The 18773-nt window shown below is 45.3% G+C and carries 22 protein-coding genes; 17 read left to right on the top strand and 5 right to left on the bottom strand.

Features of this window, described 5'->3' with window-relative positions; all coding sequences use genetic code 11:
* The first annotated feature begins 324 nt into the window (after positions 1 to 324).
* The 15 genes from H6F98_RS21405 to H6F98_RS21335 all read left to right on the top strand — a co-directional run bounded on the left by H6F98_RS21405 (position 325) and on the right by H6F98_RS21335 (position 12243).
* Positions 325 to 1263 (top strand): hypothetical protein, encoded by a 939-nt coding sequence (locus H6F98_RS21405; RefSeq protein ID WP_192220739.1) that lies wholly within the window; start codon positions 325 to 327, stop codon positions 1261 to 1263.
* A gap of 384 nt (positions 1264 to 1647) precedes the next feature.
* Positions 1648 to 2280 carry a YtxH domain-containing protein gene (locus H6F98_RS21400; protein WP_192220738.1) on the top strand — a complete coding sequence of 211 codons (633 nt, stop codon included), beginning with the start codon at positions 1648 to 1650 and terminating at the stop codon, positions 2278 to 2280.
* Between the two features lie 249 nt (positions 2281 to 2529).
* On the top strand, positions 2530 to 3573 hold the full coding sequence (locus H6F98_RS21395; RefSeq protein WP_192220737.1) for a hypothetical protein: 1044 nt from the start codon (positions 2530 to 2532) through the stop codon (positions 3571 to 3573).
* 92 nt (positions 3574 to 3665) lie between these two features.
* Positions 3666 to 4754: a 3-isopropylmalate dehydrogenase gene (leuB, locus tag H6F98_RS21390; protein ID WP_192220736.1), complete on the top strand. Its 1089-nt coding sequence runs from the start codon at positions 3666 to 3668 to the stop codon at positions 4752 to 4754.
* A 104-nt stretch (positions 4755 to 4858) separates the two neighbouring features.
* A complete protein-coding gene (locus H6F98_RS21385; RefSeq protein ID WP_192220735.1) occupies positions 4859 to 5122 on the top strand; it encodes a hypothetical protein in 264 nt (87 codons plus the stop codon).
* Positions 5123 to 5210: 88 nt separating this feature from the next.
* A complete protein-coding gene (locus H6F98_RS21380; RefSeq protein WP_192220734.1) occupies positions 5211 to 6032 on the top strand; it encodes an A24 family peptidase in 822 nt (273 codons plus the stop codon).
* A 195-nt stretch (positions 6033 to 6227) separates the two neighbouring features.
* Positions 6228 to 6458 carry a hypothetical protein gene (locus H6F98_RS21375; protein ID WP_192220733.1) on the top strand — a complete coding sequence of 77 codons (231 nt, stop codon included), beginning with the start codon at positions 6228 to 6230 and terminating at the stop codon, positions 6456 to 6458.
* Between the two features lie 15 nt (positions 6459 to 6473).
* On the top strand, positions 6474 to 7397 hold the full coding sequence (gene accD / locus H6F98_RS21370) for an acetyl-CoA carboxylase, carboxyltransferase subunit beta (RefSeq protein WP_192220732.1): 924 nt from the start codon (positions 6474 to 6476) through the stop codon (positions 7395 to 7397).
* Positions 7398 to 7493: 96 nt separating this feature from the next.
* Entirely contained in the window at positions 7494 to 7730 is a 237-nt protein-coding gene (locus H6F98_RS21365) for a translation initiation factor IF-2 (protein ID WP_192220731.1), read from the top strand.
* 167 nt (positions 7731 to 7897) lie between these two features.
* Positions 7898 to 8386: a photosystem II cytochrome c-550 gene (gene psbV / locus H6F98_RS21360; RefSeq protein ID WP_192220730.1), complete on the top strand. Its 489-nt coding sequence runs from the start codon at positions 7898 to 7900 to the stop codon at positions 8384 to 8386.
* 165 nt (positions 8387 to 8551) lie between these two features.
* Positions 8552 to 9088 (top strand): photosystem II cytochrome PsbV2, encoded by a 537-nt coding sequence (psbV2, locus tag H6F98_RS21355; protein WP_192220729.1) that lies wholly within the window; start codon positions 8552 to 8554, stop codon positions 9086 to 9088.
* 233 nt (positions 9089 to 9321) lie between these two features.
* Positions 9322 to 9744: a plastocyanin gene (gene petE, locus H6F98_RS21350; RefSeq protein WP_313929913.1), complete on the top strand. Its 423-nt coding sequence runs from the start codon at positions 9322 to 9324 to the stop codon at positions 9742 to 9744.
* Between the two features lie 491 nt (positions 9745 to 10235).
* Complete coding sequence (locus tag H6F98_RS21345) at positions 10236 to 10949, top strand: rhomboid family intramembrane serine protease (RefSeq protein WP_192220728.1); 714 nt, start codon at positions 10236 to 10238, stop codon at positions 10947 to 10949.
* Between the two features lie 156 nt (positions 10950 to 11105).
* Positions 11106 to 11831: a rhomboid family intramembrane serine protease gene (locus H6F98_RS21340; protein WP_192220727.1), complete on the top strand. Its 726-nt coding sequence runs from the start codon at positions 11106 to 11108 to the stop codon at positions 11829 to 11831.
* 148 nt (positions 11832 to 11979) lie between these two features.
* Complete coding sequence (locus H6F98_RS21335; RefSeq protein WP_192220726.1) at positions 11980 to 12243, top strand: DUF3146 family protein; 264 nt, start codon at positions 11980 to 11982, stop codon at positions 12241 to 12243.
* A gap of 80 nt (positions 12244 to 12323) precedes the next feature.
* Here the strand turns inward: H6F98_RS21335 and H6F98_RS21330 are convergent, their stop codons facing one another.
* From H6F98_RS21330 to H6F98_RS21315, 4 genes are all read right to left on the bottom strand, one after another.
* The gene (locus tag H6F98_RS21330) at positions 12324 to 12731 is read right to left on the bottom strand and encodes a pre-16S rRNA-processing nuclease YqgF (protein WP_192220725.1); all 408 of its coding nucleotides are present in this window, start codon (positions 12729 to 12731) and stop codon (positions 12324 to 12326) included.
* A gap of 16 nt (positions 12732 to 12747) precedes the next feature.
* Positions 12748 to 13086, bottom strand: coding sequence for a hypothetical protein (locus H6F98_RS21325; protein WP_192220724.1), 339 nt, complete (start codon positions 13084 to 13086; stop codon positions 12748 to 12750).
* Between the two features lie 181 nt (positions 13087 to 13267).
* On the bottom strand, positions 13268 to 15178 hold the full coding sequence (locus H6F98_RS34485; protein WP_192220723.1) for an MASE1 domain-containing protein: 1911 nt from the start codon (positions 15176 to 15178) through the stop codon (positions 13268 to 13270).
* Positions 15179 to 15402: 224 nt separating this feature from the next.
* Positions 15403 to 16188 carry a hypothetical protein gene (locus H6F98_RS21315; protein ID WP_199348772.1) on the bottom strand — a complete coding sequence of 262 codons (786 nt, stop codon included), beginning with the start codon at positions 16186 to 16188 and terminating at the stop codon, positions 15403 to 15405.
* 445 nt (positions 16189 to 16633) lie between these two features.
* Between H6F98_RS21315 and H6F98_RS21310 the strand changes: the two genes are divergently transcribed.
* The gene (locus tag H6F98_RS21310) at positions 16634 to 16783 is read left to right on the top strand and encodes a plasmid mobilization protein (protein ID WP_192220722.1); all 150 of its coding nucleotides are present in this window, start codon (positions 16634 to 16636) and stop codon (positions 16781 to 16783) included.
* 240 nt (positions 16784 to 17023) lie between these two features.
* Here the strand turns inward: H6F98_RS21310 and H6F98_RS21305 are convergent, their stop codons facing one another.
* Positions 17024 to 17596 carry a DoxX family protein gene (locus H6F98_RS21305; protein ID WP_192220721.1) on the bottom strand — a complete coding sequence of 191 codons (573 nt, stop codon included), beginning with the start codon at positions 17594 to 17596 and terminating at the stop codon, positions 17024 to 17026.
* 290 nt (positions 17597 to 17886) lie between these two features.
* Between H6F98_RS21305 and H6F98_RS21300 the strand changes: the two genes are divergently transcribed.
* Entirely contained in the window at positions 17887 to 18402 is a 516-nt protein-coding gene (locus tag H6F98_RS21300; protein WP_192220720.1) for an isoprenylcysteine carboxylmethyltransferase family protein, read from the top strand.
* The last annotated feature ends 371 nt before the right edge of the window (positions 18403 to 18773 follow it).

The following is an 18773-nucleotide window of genomic DNA, read 5'->3' as shown; positions in this document are numbered from 1 at the left end:
TCTCCGCAGAATTGGGGGCTAGGGGGCAAAAATCGACTTTTGCAAGAGGTCTAATGAACGGAATCCTAGCTTTAGCTACAACATCTGATAGGAGCTTTTGAGAAACTTAAACAAATTTTGTAAACTGTGTTACTCGATTTTGGTTTCAAAGCCTTGTGACATCTACAACCAGGGACGGACGGTGTTTTCTGCTAGGTCAGCCCTTAGATCAGTTAAGTCCTTAGCCGTGAACGTTAAATTGACCTTAGATAACAATCAATCTAGCCCAGATAGGCGTTGAGCCGTCTTGGTCTGTTAAGCAATCTTGGTACAAAGGAGACATCTATGGTAAATGAGAACCAGCCGACTTGGAATAAGCCTGACGACAGTATTGACCGCCTTGTGACGAGTCAATCCAATACTCCTACAACAGGCACAAGCACAGGCAGTAGGTTAGTGACAGAAGAAAATCAGCCTACTACAACAGGCACAAGCACAGGCAATAGGTTAATGACAGAAGAAAATCAGCCTACCACTATGTCTCAATCCAATGCTTCCTCAGTAGGCATGGGGATAAAGGGAATGAATCCTACCTTAGCGAGACTACTTGTAGGCGGACTTGTTGGTGCTACGTTGGGTACATTAGCTGGTGCTTTGACTGGGAAGAAAGCTACTAACGGTTTTAACCACGCTGCACAAGGTGTGGGGCAAGCGTTAAAAACTATAAGTGGAGGACTTAACCAGACAGCCAAAGGTGTAGGCGACGCAGTAAAAAGTGTAGGTGAAGGTGTTGGTCAAGCTGTAGTTGGTACTACATCGGACGTAGTAACGGGTACAACTGAAAGTCTCAAGCCAGTTGTACAAGGTACGTTGGATGCCGTCAAAGATACAGCTAATAATGTTAAGCAATCGGCAGTAAGTGCAACCGATGCCGTCAAGAACAGTGTCAGTCAATCGGTAGTAGGTGCAGCCGATGCCGTCAAGGACACAGCCGAGAATGCCAAGCAGTCCGCAGTAGGTGCAGCCGATGCCGTTAAGGATACAGCTGAGGATGCCAAGCAGTCAGTTGGAGGTACAAGCCAAACCACTACTGGTCAGACTAGCTATATGCAGTACACCGAACCTCAGACAACCGACATAATAATTCCAAGGGAAAAAGAGCGACTGATCATCGATCAAGACATGGATGTAGAGCCTGGTGCAGCAGACTTCACTGAAGGGCAGACTACTGACATGGAAATATCCAAAGAAACTAGTGACTCAGACTTTAATTATGGCGTGTGAAGATTTTAGTCTTCATATTGCAGCTAATAAAATCTGTCGGCACACTCAAAGCTTGAGTACTAAGGTTTTAAGCTTACCGATGAAAGCAATACACTGTGAGAAATGCTCACTCTTTCAGTAATACATCCCTTGGCTTATAGCCAAGACAAATGTAAATAAGGTAGTCATAAAGCTCTAAGGGCAAACAGCCTTTCCAAGGCTTGAAGGATGCGATCGTATCCCTACAGCTTTATGACTACCTTCAAAAGCAATAATTAGCAAATTATCTGACCTAAACTTTTTGATTAGCTCCTCTTGCAAGGAGAGAAAGCAAGGTCTAATTGCCGCTTTTTGGTCGTATTACTAAACAATCCCTAAATTTTTGGCACCAAACAGAAGATTATTATGAGTGAGAAAAACCAGGTTTTGGATACAGAGGACGAGATTACGGTTGAGCAGATTCCGTATCAATCTCAATCTGATAATTATTCAGAAGGGACTGCTAAGGGTATTGGATTAACTAAAATAGCGATTGGAGCGCTCATTGGTGCAACTTTGGGTGCAGTAGCTGGGGCTTTAGCTACCAAGGGAACAGCCGAAAGGGTCAACCAAACTGTAAAAGGTGTAGGGAACGCAGTTAAGAGAGCAGCGGAAGGTGTTAATGAGACTGTACAAGATGTAGGGAACTCTACTCAGAGTGTCGCTAACGGTGTTAACGACACGGTCAGGGATGTAGGGAACACTGTTAAGAACACAGCAGAGAATGTCAACGACACTGTCAAAGGGACAGTGGATGTTGTCAAAGGGACAGTGGATGTTGTCAAAGGGACATCCAAGGATGTGAATGATAGTGTAAAAGGTACAGTGGACACGCTTAAGAATGTAGCTGAGGATGTCAAGCAATCTGCTAATCAAGATGCCAAGCTATCTGAGAAGCAAAGAACATATATTTTAGTCCCAGTGGATGACGATCAATCGGGTGAGCCAACTGTCCGTGTAAATGCTGGAACGTTAGGAAGTACTGGTGAAACAGCTTAAAATTTTTGAGCTACTTAATTCCTGTGAACTGGTGTTCTCCTATCTGTAAGTAAATTTTCATTGACATCGTGAGCCGCCGACGAGTGCGTTGGCGGTTATGTTTTATAGGCTATAGGCGCTACTCAGGAAACTAAGAAAAAGGCTAGTGCTTATCTTCTCTCCAGAGATTGATGCAACTAATTGATAATTAACTATTAACTATAACTAGGCTCGACGTAATACTTTTTCTAATTCTTTGGGTGAACAATTATGGCTTGGTTACATAAGCTTTTCGGTATGGAAAAATCCCAAAATCCTGAACAATCTCCAAACGAGCCAAATCAACAATCTCCAAACGAGCCAAACACCAAAAACCAGTCAAATAAGCAGGGTTTTTCTAGTGTGCTGCAAGTCATAGTAGAAGAAGTGATCACCGCCACAGCCTATTGGCTCATCACTATGGTAAAGCAGGGCTTAGAGTCAAAGAAAACCTCTGAAGTTGCTCCCCAATCTGCTCCTGTGCAAGACCCTGTAGGGAACCGCCTGGTGGGTCTGGAAGAATTGTTGCCAAAAGTTAGTAGTTTAATCGACCAATCGTACCAGCGAAATGAAGCCATGGCTGCCCTAGAGAGCCGCCTAGGTGCTATAGAGAGATTCTTGGAAGCCGATAGAAGTTCAACTCAACCCATAGAGCAATTCACTCAGGTAATGACGGCGCTAGAGAGTCGTATAAGTAAAGTAGAAAACTTAATGGGGAACGTTGAACCTCTGGTAGGGAGAATCAGTCAATTGAGCCAGATAGTAACGACTCTAGAAAGCCGTATTGCTCAGGTAGAAACCTTACCAGAGTCGGTTGAACCTCTAGCAGGACAAATCAGCGAATTGAGCCAGACGGTAACGACGCTAGAGAGCCATATGGCTGAGGTAGAACGCTTACTAGGGAGTGTTGAACCTCTAGCAGGACAAATCAGCCAAGTGAGCCAAACAGTAACGGCAGTAGAGAGTCGTATGGCTGAGGTAGAAAGCTTACTGGGGAGTGTTGAACCTCTATCAGGAGAACTCAGTCAATTTAGCCAGACGATAACGACGGTGGAGAGCCGTATGGCTAGGGTGGAGAAAGTGCTAGGTAAATTTAAGATTATTCCAAAATTAGTCGATCAACAGGGTCAGGCGATCGCATCTTTACAAAGCCGTCTTCCTACTCTAGAGTCCTCACAGGGTACAAATAAGAAGAACTTCCCTGAAAGTACAACGCTTCCAACACTCAGCCAGAGCGAGGCAGCTCATTGTTGTACTGACCTGCAATCAAGTTAAACAACGATTCCATCTGCACGTTTGCTAGGTATGATATTTAATCGGCAAAAATTTCCGCCACCGTTTAAATAGTCAACTTAGCAAAACGTACAATGACCCACTCTTACCGCATTACCCTACTCCCCGGCGATGGTATTGGTCCGGAAATCATGGCAGTAGCGGTCGATGTTTTAAAAGTCGTAGGTGAGCAGCTAGACTTACGGTTTGAGTTTCAAGAAGCCCTAATCGGGGGTGCAGCGATTGATGCAGTAGGTGAACCACTGCCCGCTGACACTCTGGAAATGTGCCGTAACAGTGATGCGGTATTGCTAGCGGCAATTGGTGGTTATAAGTGGGATTCTTTACCTCGCCATTTACGCCCAGAAACGGGACTCTTGGGTTTAAGAGCTGGTCTTAGTTTATTCGCCAATCTCCGACCCGCAACAATATTACCCCAACTAATTGATGCCTCAAGCTTGAAACGGGAAGTGGTTGAGGGCGTTGATATTATGGTGGTGCGAGAACTCACGGGTGGTATCTACTTTGGTCAGCCTAGGGGTGTCTTCACCACGGAAACAGGTGAGAAACGCGGAGTCAATACGATGGCTTATACAGAAGCCGAGATTGACCGAATTGGACGGGTAGCATTTGAGACGGCACAGAAACGGGGCAAAAGACTTTGCTCGGTGGATAAAGCGAATGTGCTGGAGGTGTCGCAGTTGTGGCGCGATCGCATTACGCAGCTAGCCTCTGAGTATCCTGATGTTGAGCTATCTCACCTGTATGTTGATAATGCGGCTATGCAGCTACTCAGGGCACCGAAGCAGTTTGACACAATTGTCACTGGCAATCTGTTCGGAGACATTCTCTCCGATGCAGCCGCGATGCTTACTGGCAGCATTGGGATGTTACCCTCTGCGAGTTTAGGGGACAAAAATCCTGGTGTCTTTGAACCTGTCCACGGCTCAGCACCTGACATTGCGGGTCAGGATAAAGCTAATCCCTTGGCTCAGGTATTAAGTGCCGCAATGATGCTACGCTATGGCTTAAATCAGCCTACAGCAGCCCAACGGATTGAGCAGGCAGTGCTACAGGTGTTGGACTCAGGCGATCGCACCGGGGACATCATGTCGGAAGGAATGAACCTATTGGGCTGTCGCGCAATGGGAGATTCCTTAATTCGCGCACTAGAGCGTAGTTAATTTTTGTACGATTAAAGCAATTTTTTACGCTCCGGCGCCTCTTGCTGTAATGGCGCTAGTGGATTAAAGTCGAGCATAAACAATAGGGGTAGAGGGGTAGGTGGGTGGTGTACACGTCACAGCAAGCGCAAGGAAGTTACGCAGATCGGATGGATTTACCGATGCTGCTAGATCCGGCTCTCTTAAGAGCAGCCCGACAGATTTACCGTACTTATTATGAAGTTCATCCAGAACTCACACAGCGTCCTTATGGTGTAGCTATTGACCGCTATACCCATCGAGGCAAGCTTATTTTTAGAAGTAAAGTTATTCTTTTACCGCAGGAATCTTTTGTGCCTTTTAGTCAGCTTGAGGCGGAAATTTATTAGTTATTGGTTGTTTGTTGTTCGTGATTGGTTGTTCACCAATAATTAACAGCAGACAATTAGCAACTAAAGTTAAGGATTGCTACATAACATGGAAGCTCTGGTTATTAGTCTGACTTCTTTGATTGTTTTTGCTGTAGGTGCCTCGATTGGTAGCTTCCTAAATGTTGTAGTTTATCGACTGCCAGCTAATCTATCGATTCTCTGGCCTCCATCTCGCTGTCCCCAGTGCTTACATAAGCTGGGAAAACGCGAGAATATTCCAGTATTGGGTTGGTTTTTGTTGAAAGGGCGCTGCCGTCACTGCCGAAGCCGGATTCCGTCGCGATATCCCGTGGTAGAAGGGATAACGGGTGTGCTGTATGTGTTGGTTTTCTGGATGTATGGCTTTGGGGTTGAAACGTTAGGCTATTGGGCTTTTTTGAGCTGGTTACTCGCACTCTCTCTGATTGACCTGGATACGATGACCCTACCAAACTCATTAACGCAGTCTGGATTGGTAGCGGGTTTAGTATTCCAAGGAACTGCTGGTTTTTTACAAGCGTCTCAACTGCCAGACGGATTCAAGCAGTTAATGGTGGGCATTATCGGTGCTGTGCTTGGGATTTGGCTGTTTGACATTATTACCGTTGTTGGCTCAATGATCTTTGGGCAAGCGGCGATGGGTGGGGGAGATGCAAAATTAGCGGCAATGATGGGAGCTTGGCTGGGATGGAAATATCTGCTGTTGGGGGGATTTATTGCCTGTGCTGTTGGTGCTTTCGCTGGTGGAGGTGCGATCGCTCTCGGTTGGCTAGATCGTAGGCAACCAATGCCCTTTGGTCCGTTTCTCGCCTTAGGAGCAGCCTTGTCGGTTTTCTGGGGAGAGGCGATTTTATCAACCTACCTACGGCTATTTTTCCCTTTTAGCTAACGAACGATTGGGACGAGTAATAGGGAACTGGTAATTAAGAACAAAACGATCAGTCTGGACAATTCTTATACCCCCTCCCCGCCTTAAGATTACCTAATATAAATCCTCTCCTAATCCCCAATTCCCAATCCCCAACTCCCAATTCCCTGTATGATTTACCCAAAAACAACCGTCTTGACTTGATAAGATTAACCTGTGTCCTGGATAACGCTGAAAACAACGAATGCCCGTTGGGAAGCCGAGCTGATGCAGCAGGTGCTAGCGGCGCATGACATCCCCAGTCGGATTGTTGACGCGGGGATAGCTTCTTATTTCGGTGCGTGTAGTCCTGCTGCTTTGCAAGTTCTCTCACATGACCAATGGACGGCTTTACTCCTACTGAGTTCTCCAGAGGAGGAGCAAGCAGGAGCATCAGATAACAATTAAGGATAAAAAATTTTCATGTCTCTATTCGATTGGTTTGCAAATCGACGAAAGCCAGAACCGAGCAGTCAACAACGACAAGAACGTGAGATTGCTGATGGGCTGTGGACAAAGTGTCAGGCTTGCGGAGTTATGGCGTATACCAAAGACCTGCAAGCGAACCAAATGGTCTGCCTAGAGTGTGACTATCATATGCGGGTGTTTAGTGACGAACGTATCCGTCAGCTCATTGATGCCAACACCTGGGTTCCTATTGATGAGCATCTGCATCCAACTGACCCTTTGAAATTTCGCGATCGCAAACAGTATAGCGATCGTTTACGAGAAACCCAAGAAAAAACACATTTAGTAGATGCCGTTCAAACAGGTACAGGTCAGCTAGATAATTTGCCAGTGGCTTTGGGGGTCATGGACTTCCGCTTTATGGGCGGTAGCATGGGTTCTGTGGTTGGAGAAAAACTCACCCGTGTGATTGAACAAGCCACACTAAGACGGCTACCTGTCATCATTGCTTGCGCTTCTGGTGGGGCAAGGATGCAGGAGGGGATGTTGAGTCTGATGCAGATGGCGAAAATCTCCGGGGCACTACAGCGTCATCGTGAAGCAAGCTTGCTTTACATCCCGATTCTCACACATCCGACAACGGGCGGTGTCACAGCAAGCTTTGCCATGCTTGGAGACATCATTCTGGCAGAACCAAAGGCAACCATTGGTTTTGCAGGACGGCGAGTGATTGAACAAACCCTCAGAGAAAAGCTCCCTGACGATTTTCAAACGTCTGAATATCTGCTACAGCACGGCTTTGTTGATGCGATCGTACCCCGTACTCAGTTAAAAAGAACTCTTGCCCAACTCATTCGCCTTCATCAACCTCTTCCAGTGACACCCCTAGTGGCTCCGATCCCAGAAGCAATGCACTTGAGTGTTAGAGGTTCTGATTGATCCCAACCCAGTTTTTGATATAGGGAAAGGGGTCGTAAGAGTGGCATCATATTCATATTAGAGTGACTCGATCTCAATCTTAGCCAGCCAAGACTTATGGGGTTTGCAGACCTATCGATTGCGGATATTGCCGCAGAATATGATCTTCCAGTTGCACAGGTGTGCTATTTACACGAACAGTTGGCAATTGCTTACAAAACGCAAGAAACCAATCTGATCCTGGAGGATGCCAAGGCCATTATTTCTAAAATTTTGTCCGAACGACAAGGCTCAGCCACACTATCGGAGGAAGGATTAAAGTCCCCTGATGGTAGGCAGCACCTTTGGGAATGAGCCAAAGTGCCAGTGTGTGGTTCTTCCGCACGTTAATACGTCTTTATTACCCCTGCTAAGTGGTTGGCTGCGATCGCCTTCTTAATCTGAGGAGTTGCAGTGATTGAGTCGGTGCTGTGCTTTAGCATCCAAAACGAATGAGCCAAATTTTCCAAGGAGAACCAAGAATGAAGCGATTCATCTTGCTTGCTGTGGCAACTGTATTCTTTGCCTTTCAAATTGCAGTCGGGAGTGTATCAGCGGTTGAACTGAGTACCGACATTCGCACGATGCCTTTGAATGAAGCGGGTGACACCACTGTCCTGACGCTTGAGCAAGTGCAGAAAGGCAAACGCCTTTTTAACGATACCTGTGCTCAATGTCATGGTGGAGGCAGAACTAAAACTGACCCTAACGTAGGGCTAGATACAAATGTGCTTGCCGGGGCAACGCCACCGCGCGATAACATTGCTGCCTTAGTGGATTACATGAAGAATCCTACGACTTATGACGGGGAACTTGAGATTTCTGAGTTACACCCTAGTCTCAAGAGCGCTGATATCTATCCTGAGATGAGAAATCTGACTGAGGATGACCTAGAAGCGATCGCAGGTCATATTCTGCTTCAGCCGAAAATCCTCGGCAGAATGTGGGGAGGCGGCAAGGTCTACAACTAACATCTGGATGATGTGAATTGGTTATTGGTCATTAGTCATTGGTCACAGTCCCAATCCCCTAGTCATTGGTCAACTAAAAGCCAAGCTAAGAACCGAGGATGAACGATTAATGACTCATGATCAATGACTGAGGACTCATGACCAATGACTAAGGACTAAGGATTAATGCTGACCAGAGCCATCAAAATCACTCAATATTTGCATTCATTACGGCATCAACTGTTCTCCGTTCCCTGTCTACTTGCCGCTTTAATTGCCTTTTTTAGCGTCTTTATGGTCAGTACACCCGCTCACGCGGCTGTAGACACCTACGTCAGGCGCTACCTAAAGGCAACGGAGCCAGTTGCTCTCGCTCTGGATGGGCAAGGTCAGACGAAGCCATTCTCGGCTGAAGACCTGTCTGCGGGTAAAGAGTTATTTGAGACTCACTGCTTGAATTGTCATGTTGGTGGGGCAACGTTGCCAGACCCAACGGTATCCCTTGCCTTAAATACTCTGGCTGGTGCTACGCCACCTCGCGATAACATCAATGGTTTAGTCGCTTTTTTAAGAGAGCCAATGACTTACGATGGTAGTGATATCAGCTTTTGGTGCCGCCAAGTTCCAGAGAGTTGGATGCCACAGGAGCAAGTAGAAAAGTTAGCTGCCTTTGTTCTTAGAGCCGCCCAAAAAGCGCCTGGATGGGGCACATCAGATTTTTGAAAAAAGCCCCACAGCGGAAACGACTTGGGGGTGATTGTGGGCAAAAGTTCCCACAACACGGCGAGAATGCTGCCTATCGCAAGGGATAAAACCTTGCAAGACACCGCCACCTCGCGAAACGCAGGTGGAGGAGCATTCATGAACCACTAGGGCAAGGTTCTCACAAACGTAAGAAAGGTAAAGAGTTGCCCTAAAATGTTAATAAAGAATTCAATTACGAATTTTCGGAGAAAATGATGAAATTTAAAGCCGCAATTCCACGCAGGCTAGGTTTGCTACTGTCTGCAATCCTCCTAGTAGTCGCTAGCTTTGCATTGTCAGCAGCACCCGCAGCCGCAGAAACCTATACGGTTAAGATGGGTACCGACAAGGGATTGCTTCAGTTTGAACCAGCGACTTTGACAGTTAAGCCAGGTGACACTGTCAAGTGGCAGATGAACAAAGTTCCTCCTCACAATGCTGTCTTTGATGACACTAAAGTCCCTGGTGGGGATAAAGCATTGGCGAAGAAGCTGTCTCATGAGAAGTTAACGTTCTCTCCTGGTGAGTCTTTCGAGACGACTTTCCCCGCAGATGCCACTCCTGGTGAATACCCCTACTACTGCCAGCCTCACCGTGGCGCTGGTATGGCAGGTAAGATCATCGTTGAAGGCTAATCTCTGTCGTTGAGTTGGCTAGCCTCACTTAACGAGTTGTTGATAAGCAAACCAATGATCTCGTTGCCCATGTTATAGAATAGTTTGAGCAGGGCTGGTAAATTTTTTCAATTCCATCTTTTGCCAAAAATTGACCCTTCTCTGAACAGAGAAGGGTTTTTCATTATAAGCTTCAGTGAACAAAGAACATCACATGACCCAGTTGAAAGAAGTTCAGAATGGAGGAGTTCAGGAGTTCAGCTTGGGATGAGTGAGATGGGGATTCTAACTCACTTCAAAGAAAGCCACTCTCAAGAATTTCAGTGGGGGATTGTGACCCCTGCTTTATATCAGGTCACCAGAACTTCAGTTCGTCCAAAGTTTAGGATTCTCCTGAACTTCTGAACTTCTGTATTCTTCTTGTTCATTAGATGTCAATCTATCCTAGTAAGCAGACAAATTAGAACCAGTTAGGACGTTTTTCCAGTTTTGGATAGGTAGGAACAACAGCTGTGTTTCCCATTGACGATAACAATCCAACGCGCCTTACTCCCTATGTGACCTACGGTCTGATTGCTGTAAATATTGTGGTGTTCATCCATCAAGTCATGTTGGCACCGCAACAACTGGAGCAATTCTTTCAACTTTATGCTGTCGTTCCTAGAGAGTTAACGGCAAGCTTTACTGGCATCCCTATCTCTGTGCCTCAAGCAATACCAGAACCACTGACACTAATAACGTCCCAGTTCCTCCATGGTGGTTTTTTGCATATTGCCGGGAATATGTTGTTTTTGTGGATTTTTGGTAACAATATTGAGGACAAACTGGGTCACGTCAAGTACTTTATTTTTTACATTACCTGCGGAATTCTGGCGGCTTTGGCTCAATGGTTTTTCTCAATGCAATCAGGAATCCCTTCCTTAGGTGCAAGTGGTGCGATCGCAGGGGTGATGGGTGCTTATATTCTTAGATTCCCCAATGCCCAAATCCGAACTCTAGTATTCTTGGGTCCCTTTATTGTCTTTCCTAATATCCCAGCGATTTTCTTCTTGGGGCTTTGGTTTGTACAGCAAGCGTTGTACGGTATTGCCAGTCTAGGTGTACAGACTAATGTTGGCATGGAAAGTGGAGGAATTGCCTACTGGGCACATGCAGGCGGATTTGTGTTTGGGGCACTTCTGGCTCCATTACTGGGGTTATTTTCTGATCGACCTAAGTCTTTTTAGAAATGGGATCAAGTTCAGTGACGGAGCACTCCTTAAAAGCTGAATACTGAACGCTTTGAGTGAGCATCACCAGAAATCTACCCACAGTTGGCAGTCAGAGGCAAACAAATTAAGTTATGTTTCTTCCAGTTTTCTAAATAAACAGGAAAGAGACTTGTGGTTCCACTTCGTGATGAAAATCCCATAAAAATCACTCCCTATGTCACTTATGCCTTGATTGCTGCAAATATCTTGGTCTTTATCTATGAGCTAACGTTAGTTCCTCCCCAGCTAGATGGATTCTTTCACCTATTTGCTGTTGTTCCTAGGGAACTGACTGCGAGTTTTGATGGCATTGCCATCAATCAGCCAGTACCAGAACCGCTAACCTTGATAACCTCACAATTCCTCCATGCCGGATTTACTCATGTGGGTTTCAATATGTTGTTTCTGTGGATTTTTGGCAACAACATTGAGGAGGAACTCGGCAGCGTCAAGTACTTGATCTTCTACCTAACTTGCGGTGTCTTAGCCGCCCTCAGCCAGTGGTTTTTTTCGGCTAATTCTGGGGTTCCTTCGCTAGGAGCAAGTGGTGCGATCGCAGGTGTTATGGGGGCATATATCCTAAAGTTCCCTAATGTGAGGGTGGTAACGTTTATTCCTCTCTTTTTCACGGCTATTCGGGTACCAGCAGTCTTTTTCCTAGGGTTTTGGTTTTTACAGCAAGCCTTCAATGGGCTTGCAATGCTAGAAGCACCAGCTAATGTCGGAATGGAGAGCGGTGGCGTAGCGTATTGGGCACACGCGGGTGGCTTTATTTTTGGAGCAATCCTGGGGCCTCTGCTAGGATTATTTTCTCCTGACTCAAAACCCCCCTCTTACTCAAATCCAGAAGCTTTTTAACATCGGTGTCTTACTAATTGCTTACCAAAAAGGCGACTGATTACGGTGAGTTGTCTCACCCAGGATAGAAAAAAGGAGTTAGATTGACTTAGATCTTGACGAATTTGCTAATCTAAAGTTTTTAGAACAGATAAGAATTGTTGCAATTGTGACTTCTAAGCATTTGCCGGAAACCACTGCCTATGTCCGAATTACTCAGCACTCTTGGCAACACGGCAAGATTGAAGGGGAAGTCCAAGCAGCCGAGTATGCGTGGCAGTTTCAGTGGTGTTTCCGGCGAGGTCAGTTATCCGTCAGACCTTCTCTCGGACGTGCCCTGATTCAGGAGCCACTTGGTCGATTTTTAGAGCGGTTCGATTACCAGTTGGAGCCTGGAGGGGACTATGCCTTTACCATCCGGGCAGAACTTTGAACTATCAGTTCTGTTTGTTGGGGAAGTAGGGGAAGCGGGGGGAGAGTGAGATAAAGGTATTTTGAAAATTTCATTAATCCCTAATCTTTGCTTCCTAATTTCTCCAAGTAGCGCTCAATGAGCAGGATGGCGACAATATCATCGACAGGTCGAGGGGGTTGCCGTAATCCTTTAGGGATGAGGAGTTCAATCCCTTTGGGGGGGTACATTTGCCAGTAGCGATCGCGTGCTTCTAAACTGCTGTAGCGCTCATCTACTAACACAATCGGTATAGATATCCCCAATTCGCCAACAATTTTTTGTTTCCAGCTTTTAGCCGTAGTTTGATCACCCATCACAATCGTTTCAATTACGAACTGTTGGCATAATTGCTGAATCGCTGCGATCGCATCTTGTGATAGCACAACCTGATGGTAGAGTAACTGTTGCTCCCGCCCCATCACTGCCAAACCACACTTATCACGTCCTGGGTCAAAGCCTAAAATCATTTGAAGTAGTAGTTAGTTATTGGTTTTTAGCTTCAGAAGTTTTTGGCTGACTCTGATTACTGTTGAGATTTTCTGTGTTCTCGGATTCTGTGGTAGGAATTTCTTCTTCATCTAGCGGCTCTCCAGATTGGTTGACAGGAGAAGGTTTAACATCGAGTAATGGTTCTGATTCTGGAGATTGAGAGTTTGCTTCTTCTTCAAGGGGTTTTTCTCGAAGAATCTCAATTTCTCTTTCTATTTGTTCCCATCCCTGCTCAAAAAAGTCTTGCGAACGGTTTTGAATTTGAGCAGTTCCGGGAACCGTAAAACCGATTGTGGTAAAAAAAGTGATGAGTACAACGACTTTATAATTCATCGGGTTAACCTCTCACTTTAGAGATTTCTAGAACACACAATTTGAAAAATAGCTTTAGTAAGCAGCATAGACTTAAATTATAAATTTTATTCAAAGACAGTTATTTAATATTTGTTTACAGCATTTTTTACTTTAAAGAGAAGTATTTGAGCATTTCGTATGTTTAATTGAAAATTCAAATCTAGAATTCTTGGTCAAGCATCAGCTTACTTTCACTTGTATTGTTATCAGCTTTTATCAAGGGAAGTGACACAGTAAATGTAGCCCCCAACTCTGCTCCAGGGCTTTCTGCCTGAACTGTTCCACCATGTAATTCGACCAACCGATGAACAATAGCTAACCCTAAACCCAATCCGCCAAAAACTCTGGTTGTACTGCTATCAGCTTGACGAAAGTAATCAAAGACAAATGGCAAAAAATCCTTACTAATTCCAGAACCAGTATCACTGACTCGAATTTGAGCCTGTGTGCCTAGGGAGAAGAGTTGAACGTCCACCCGACCTCCAGGGGAAGTAAACTTAACGGCATTCGAGAGTAAGTTCCAAACGACTTGCTGTAGACGGGTGCGATCGCCCGAAACTTGACCCACGTTTGGCTGCAATAAAGTCTGAATCTGTATTGACTTCGCCTCAGCCGCTAGATGCACCGTTTCAATCGCTGCTTCAATAATAGGTACTAGGTCAACAGGAGAGACATTCAGGCTTAGCTGACCTTGAAGAATACCGGAAACATCCAGCAAGTCTTCAATCAATTGCATCAGCAACTTAGCATTACGTTCAATCGTTTCTAGTGCTTTATTGAGCGTTGCTTCATCACACTTACGGCTTTGCAGTAGCCTTGACCAACCCAAGACAGGATTGAGAGGAGTTCTGAGTTCATGAGAGAGAACAACAAGAAAGTCATCTTTCATCCGATTAGCGGTTTCTGCTACCTTTCGTGCTGCCTCACTATCTACACGGGCAATCTGTTCTCGCCTTAGCAAGTCTTCCTTATCTCGATTGGATTGTTCCAAACGGCTGTTCGCTTCAGTGAGTTCAGTGTTGAGTTGAATGAGTTGCTCACTAAGCTGAATGCGGGCTTGATGTTCTTGCGATCGCACCCGTTCCACTGCCAATACCACCATTGTTGCTGCCCGTTCTGTAATTGCACATCCCACTAATAAACTGACAGCGCACTGCACCAAGAGGCTCAGCTTGTGGACGTGCAAGACTTCTGCTGGTACAGGAAAGTTGGGCAATGAGATGGCGTTGGGGTAGGCAAGGAGGTAGGCGAGGAGCGTTACCAACACGCAGAAGCTTGAGGTTAGCATCCCACCTTTCACCCCAAAACGGGTAGCTGCCCAGAGGATGGGTATAAAGCTCAAAAAGGAAAGCTGTTGAAAGGCAAAGTTTGCCTGATTAGTCTTGGAGACAATGAGCGTTGCCGTAGCGACAACGAAGAGTAGAATCGTAACCACTTCTGCCCAAAAGGTGGGTACAAGGTGGAGGCAAAATTCTTCTCTACTTTTTACACCCTGTTCTCTAGAGGATAACCAGCCCCAGTTTTGTAAACATGGGGTCAATACTAATAGGGCTGTGGGTGCGATCGCTAATGTTCCGATTGCATTACCTAGCCACCAGTGGGGGATGCTTGTTGTTAAGTCTGATGCAGGCATTTTACCCACAGCCACTAGGGTGAAACTCCCAACAATGGCAGAGGTAGCACAGGCAGCGACTGGCGCACTCAAGATAAAAGCAACGGCATCCCTGAGGCAAGACAGAGAAAGCGAACCGGAAAAGCAATACCGATAAAGCAACCAGGCAACCAAGGGTTCTGTTGCGTCAGTTACTCCAGCCAACTGCGTCCAGCCATCATTTCCCCATACAGGGGCGATCAAGATTGATGTGATACCCGTTAGGACAACGCCAATTGTGCCGAACCAAAGTGTCAATGCGATCGCCACACCAGAAGGAGGAAACCACAAAGAAACAGCAGGTTGAATCCGATAGATCAGCGCCATACCGTGAGCCAAAAGCAACGCCACTAATGAGAGCGGCACTATCAGCCACCAGCGTCTATATCCAATCGAAGAAGAGTCTGACCTTAAACGCATGAATATTATTTCAATTTAGTATTTAAGACTACATATTCTTGAAATACTATTGTCCTACCCAATTGCAGAAGAAAGTAGCCAGCTTTTTTTGCTACTTAGCTGGAATACTCTTTAGAACTCCAAGTCGCACCCAATCAACTCATCAATTCTCCTGTACCTATATTTTGTCCTAATGCTCTTTCAATTGTTTGCCTGTACGACAAGTGCTTTTAACCACACTCTGTTTAGAGTGCTATCAGGAGTACCGTGTAGGCACCTGCACCTAAGGCAAAAGCCCAGAAGCGACTTTCACGTTCTTCCGGTAGTTCTTCTTTGAGGACATTGAGAATGATACCACCTGCTAAAAAGGCAAAAAGGACAGCGATCGCAGCTTCAGGAATTTTGGTTCCACTACCAATCACCCACCCCACAATAATTGCCGCCGCTAATATCCAACGCCCTCGCTTATCATAAGTATCTTTGTGGTCTTGCCGAAGTCCAAAATCATTCACTAGGAAGTGCAAAGCCATTGCCACAAAAAATAAAAATAAACTTTGAGTATCTGCTTCTTCTCGATGGAGCAACAAGTAACCAATTAGGGCGTTGTAAATGGCAAAAGAGCCAATATGTAACCAAAAAACACCAGCACTAGGAGCATCACTTTCACCTGCCTGACGTTGGCGTTGACGAGATGCCTTAACAACTCGCTCCAATCCATAAAAGACTGCTAGACCTAAAAGCGCCATTAAGTATACATCGTGTTCCAGAAACCCAATAGCTGACCCCTCTAACTCCTGAATCACCTCTTGGTGTTCATTCAAATCAGGTAGCAAGTGAACAAACACATAGGCAACTGAAACCCCACCTGCTAGAGAAAGCCAACGACTCCGAGGAAGCGCATCAAGGAATCTCAATTTGCCAGCATAGAGATGCACAATCGCTAAACTAACGGCAAACAGTGCTGAGAGAAATAGTGTCTGAGGGTTTGATACAGCCAGCGCTAAAACAGCAAACACTATAGAGAACGACAAATTATTATTTAATATTTTTTACAGTTTCATACTGTCGAACACCTAACCACTATCTATAGAGGGGTACACGGCTGTGCATCAATGTCGAGTTTTGACACTCCCCTGACTAAAGTCGAGGGGATTCTTGGTTCACTGAAACCACTTAGATTAGGCTCCTTGCGTCATCTAACCCAGAGGTGGGATTCTCCCCAAGCGTTACTTTCCGGATGCCCTCCGGTAGTTGCATTACTGCAAGTCCTGTTTAGATTGAAACAAATCGTCTTACGCCTTCTGATTCGCCTAGCCCCCATGAATCTTTTACCTACTGCGAGGTCGAAGCTAGAACAATGCAGTAGAACCGCATAGATTCACTTGTCAAGGTTCAGATTGCCGTTAGGCAGTTAGGTTTTTATACAGGTTAATTACCTTGCCTGTTATACTTGATTGTGCAGACAAATGGCATGATATGTCAAGAACAAAAAAGTTAGATATTCGGGTATCTGAGTACGAGTACGAGCAGCTACGACAAGAGGCAGAAAAACAAGGCTGTTCAATGTCTGACTTGGTTCGGAAGTATATTTCTAAACTTCCAAAACCAGATTTTGCAGCAGGATAAATCCTGCAACTAGCTTTCATCCCTTGGCTGAAGCTCTTATGGTTTTCAGCGTATTCCTTATAACAGGTGCTAGGTGTTAGGTATCAAACACCGACAGATAAGGAATTTTGTGTATTCCTTTCGTCCTAACCTTTATAGCGATTGCTAGATGACAGCTACGACAAAACCCGCCTAGGCGGGTTAAAAACATTGATTTTCTAATAAGCACCAGCAGTAAGTCGTTGTTGCTATAGAAAAACCTTACTTAGTTACCGAAACGCTTTCTTTTTCGGAGTCTTGGAAAGACGGTTCCAAAGACTCAACTTGCTGTTCTCGTTGGCTGGCAAAAGAATTTAAGACACTGCTTGTTGCTACAGCGTTCAGTTGGTTAGCCAACACCGCATCAATAGAAAACTGTCCTGCACCATTGATCAAGAAGAACAAGAAGCAGACAGCATATAGCATTGACAGTTCCAGATAAGGAATGCTGAACCCAGCAACCAGAACGTGATGGTACATCGCTACCAACATCGTCGAGAACAAACCAGCCGCAGCCGGACGAGTCAAAAGCCCTAAAGCCAGAAACGGTGCGCCAATTAACTCAGTGTAGGCAGCACAGTAGCTGAAGAAAATCGGAAAGGGTAGACCAATTACGGAAACATAAGCATCCGCAAAGCTCTGGATGTTCGATAGCTTATCCAAACCGTTGTGAATCATCACCAATCCAGCAACAACTCGCAGTACAGTCCAGGCAGCTTGAGACCAAACGTTGTCAAACAGACTGGGCTTTAAGACAGCAGCAAGGTAAGCCGTAAGGCGCTCAGTAGCATTCATAGGTATAGTTCCAAAACAATTTTGATGAGGCGAATGTTACTTATCTTAACGAATAAATTAATTTTTGTAATCATAGAAATTATTATTTATCAGGTAAAAATCCATTGAATGATAGCAAAACAGCTAAATAATCGGACTTACAGACATAGTGAATTAAGATGAGAGCCTCTTCTAGAAGTTGAGCATTTGCTCATTAATTGCTAAAAATTGTTAATTATTGCAATAAAACAAGTCATTTTAAGACAAGAACTGTCTTGATGCAGATATCTGTAAAGTAGGAGCGATCGCAAATGAAACTTCTGAGCGACTGGGGTTTCACCCGTAAAGGCTGGCGTAGCGGTGAGCGCGGAGAATACTTAGTACTACTCCAGGGGGCATTGCTCATTGGCTTCGTATTGGTGCCAGTTTACCGCCCAAGTGAATGGAATATTGGCTCACCAGCATTGCTCTATCTGCGTTGGGGCATCACGGCAGTACTTGGATTGGCAGCCTTCATCCTCATCATCAAAGGACTGCTGGACTTGGGGCGCAACCTAACCCCTTTACCTTATCCCAGAGAAGACGGACAGTTAGTGCGATCGGGTATTTACGGCATTGTCCGGCATCCCTTGTATAGTGGATTGATTCTTGCCGCTTTTAGCTGGGTAGTCTTTCAAGTCAGTCTGTCTCACCTAGTTGCAGCCATTATCTTGTTTATCTTTTTCGACCTTAAAGCCAATAGGGAAGAAGTGTGGTTGAGTGAGAAGTACTCGGAATACTCAGACTACCAACAGCAAGTCAAAAAGTTGATTCCTTGGCTTTATTAAGTGGTGAGGCAATTCATTCTTCCAAGAAACAGAAGGCAGAAGGCAGTGTTTCCTTCATCTATAACGAATGCGAAAAGTGTTCTTAGGTTGCTGCTAAGAGGAATGGTGCTGACTTAAGCCTGAACTAAAGTACCATTCGGGAACGCTTCGCGAACGCGAACGGGCTAAAAGCTAAAACCCGTTTTAACGGGTTGAAAGGCTAATGTAGTAAGCTTTAGCTTACTTCAGCTTTGAGCCGGAAATTTATTTCCAGGCTCTTAACGGGACTTAAACGAAAATCAACAAGCAATAAAGGTATAATCCAGGCAGGGCAGATATTTTACGTTAAGGTTTGAGCGATGAAAGAGACAACTCCTGCCGCCATGCCCCCT

This window comes from Microcoleus sp. FACHB-SPT15, from assembly GCF_014849525.1.
Taxonomy (GTDB): domain Bacteria; phylum Cyanobacteriota; class Cyanobacteriia; order Cyanobacteriales; family Coleofasciculaceae; genus Symplocastrum; species Symplocastrum torsivum.
The sequence above is the reverse complement of the archived record's forward strand: the minus strand, read 5'-3'. Positions and strand labels throughout refer to the sequence as shown.

Coding starts and splice junctions, on each gene's coding strand:
- H6F98_RS21305 (WP_192220721.1), bottom strand. CDS start 17,596: ATGAATGCTACTGAGCGCCTTACGGCTTACCTTGCTGCTGTCTTAAAG.
- H6F98_RS21310 (WP_192220722.1), top strand. CDS start 16,634: ATGTCAAGAACAAAAAAGTTAGATATTCGGGTATCTGAGTACGAGTAC.
- petE (WP_313929913.1), top strand. CDS start 9,322: ATGATGAAATTTAAAGCCGCAATTCCACGCAGGCTAGGTTTGCTACTG.
- psbV2 (WP_192220729.1), top strand. CDS start 8,552: ATGCTGACCAGAGCCATCAAAATCACTCAATATTTGCATTCATTACGG.
- H6F98_RS21380 (WP_192220734.1), top strand. CDS start 5,211: ATGGAAGCTCTGGTTATTAGTCTGACTTCTTTGATTGTTTTTGCTGTA.
- psbV (WP_192220730.1), top strand. CDS start 7,898: ATGAAGCGATTCATCTTGCTTGCTGTGGCAACTGTATTCTTTGCCTTT.
- H6F98_RS21330 (WP_192220725.1), bottom strand. CDS start 12,731: ATGATTTTAGGCTTTGACCCAGGACGTGATAAGTGTGGTTTGGCAGTG.
- H6F98_RS34485 (WP_192220723.1), bottom strand. CDS start 15,178: ATGCGTTTAAGGTCAGACTCTTCTTCGATTGGATATAGACGCTGGTGG.
- accD (WP_192220732.1), top strand. CDS start 6,474: ATGTCTCTATTCGATTGGTTTGCAAATCGACGAAAGCCAGAACCGAGC.
- H6F98_RS21300 (WP_192220720.1), top strand. CDS start 17,887: ATGAAACTTCTGAGCGACTGGGGTTTCACCCGTAAAGGCTGGCGTAGC.
- H6F98_RS21405 (WP_192220739.1), top strand. CDS start 325: ATGGTAAATGAGAACCAGCCGACTTGGAATAAGCCTGACGACAGTATT.
- H6F98_RS21400 (WP_192220738.1), top strand. CDS start 1,648: ATGAGTGAGAAAAACCAGGTTTTGGATACAGAGGACGAGATTACGGTT.
- H6F98_RS21395 (WP_192220737.1), top strand. CDS start 2,530: ATGGCTTGGTTACATAAGCTTTTCGGTATGGAAAAATCCCAAAATCCT.
- leuB (WP_192220736.1), top strand. CDS start 3,666: ATGACCCACTCTTACCGCATTACCCTACTCCCCGGCGATGGTATTGGT.
- H6F98_RS21325 (WP_192220724.1), bottom strand. CDS start 13,086: ATGAATTATAAAGTCGTTGTACTCATCACTTTTTTTACCACAATCGGT.
- H6F98_RS21365 (WP_192220731.1), top strand. CDS start 7,494: ATGGGGTTTGCAGACCTATCGATTGCGGATATTGCCGCAGAATATGAT.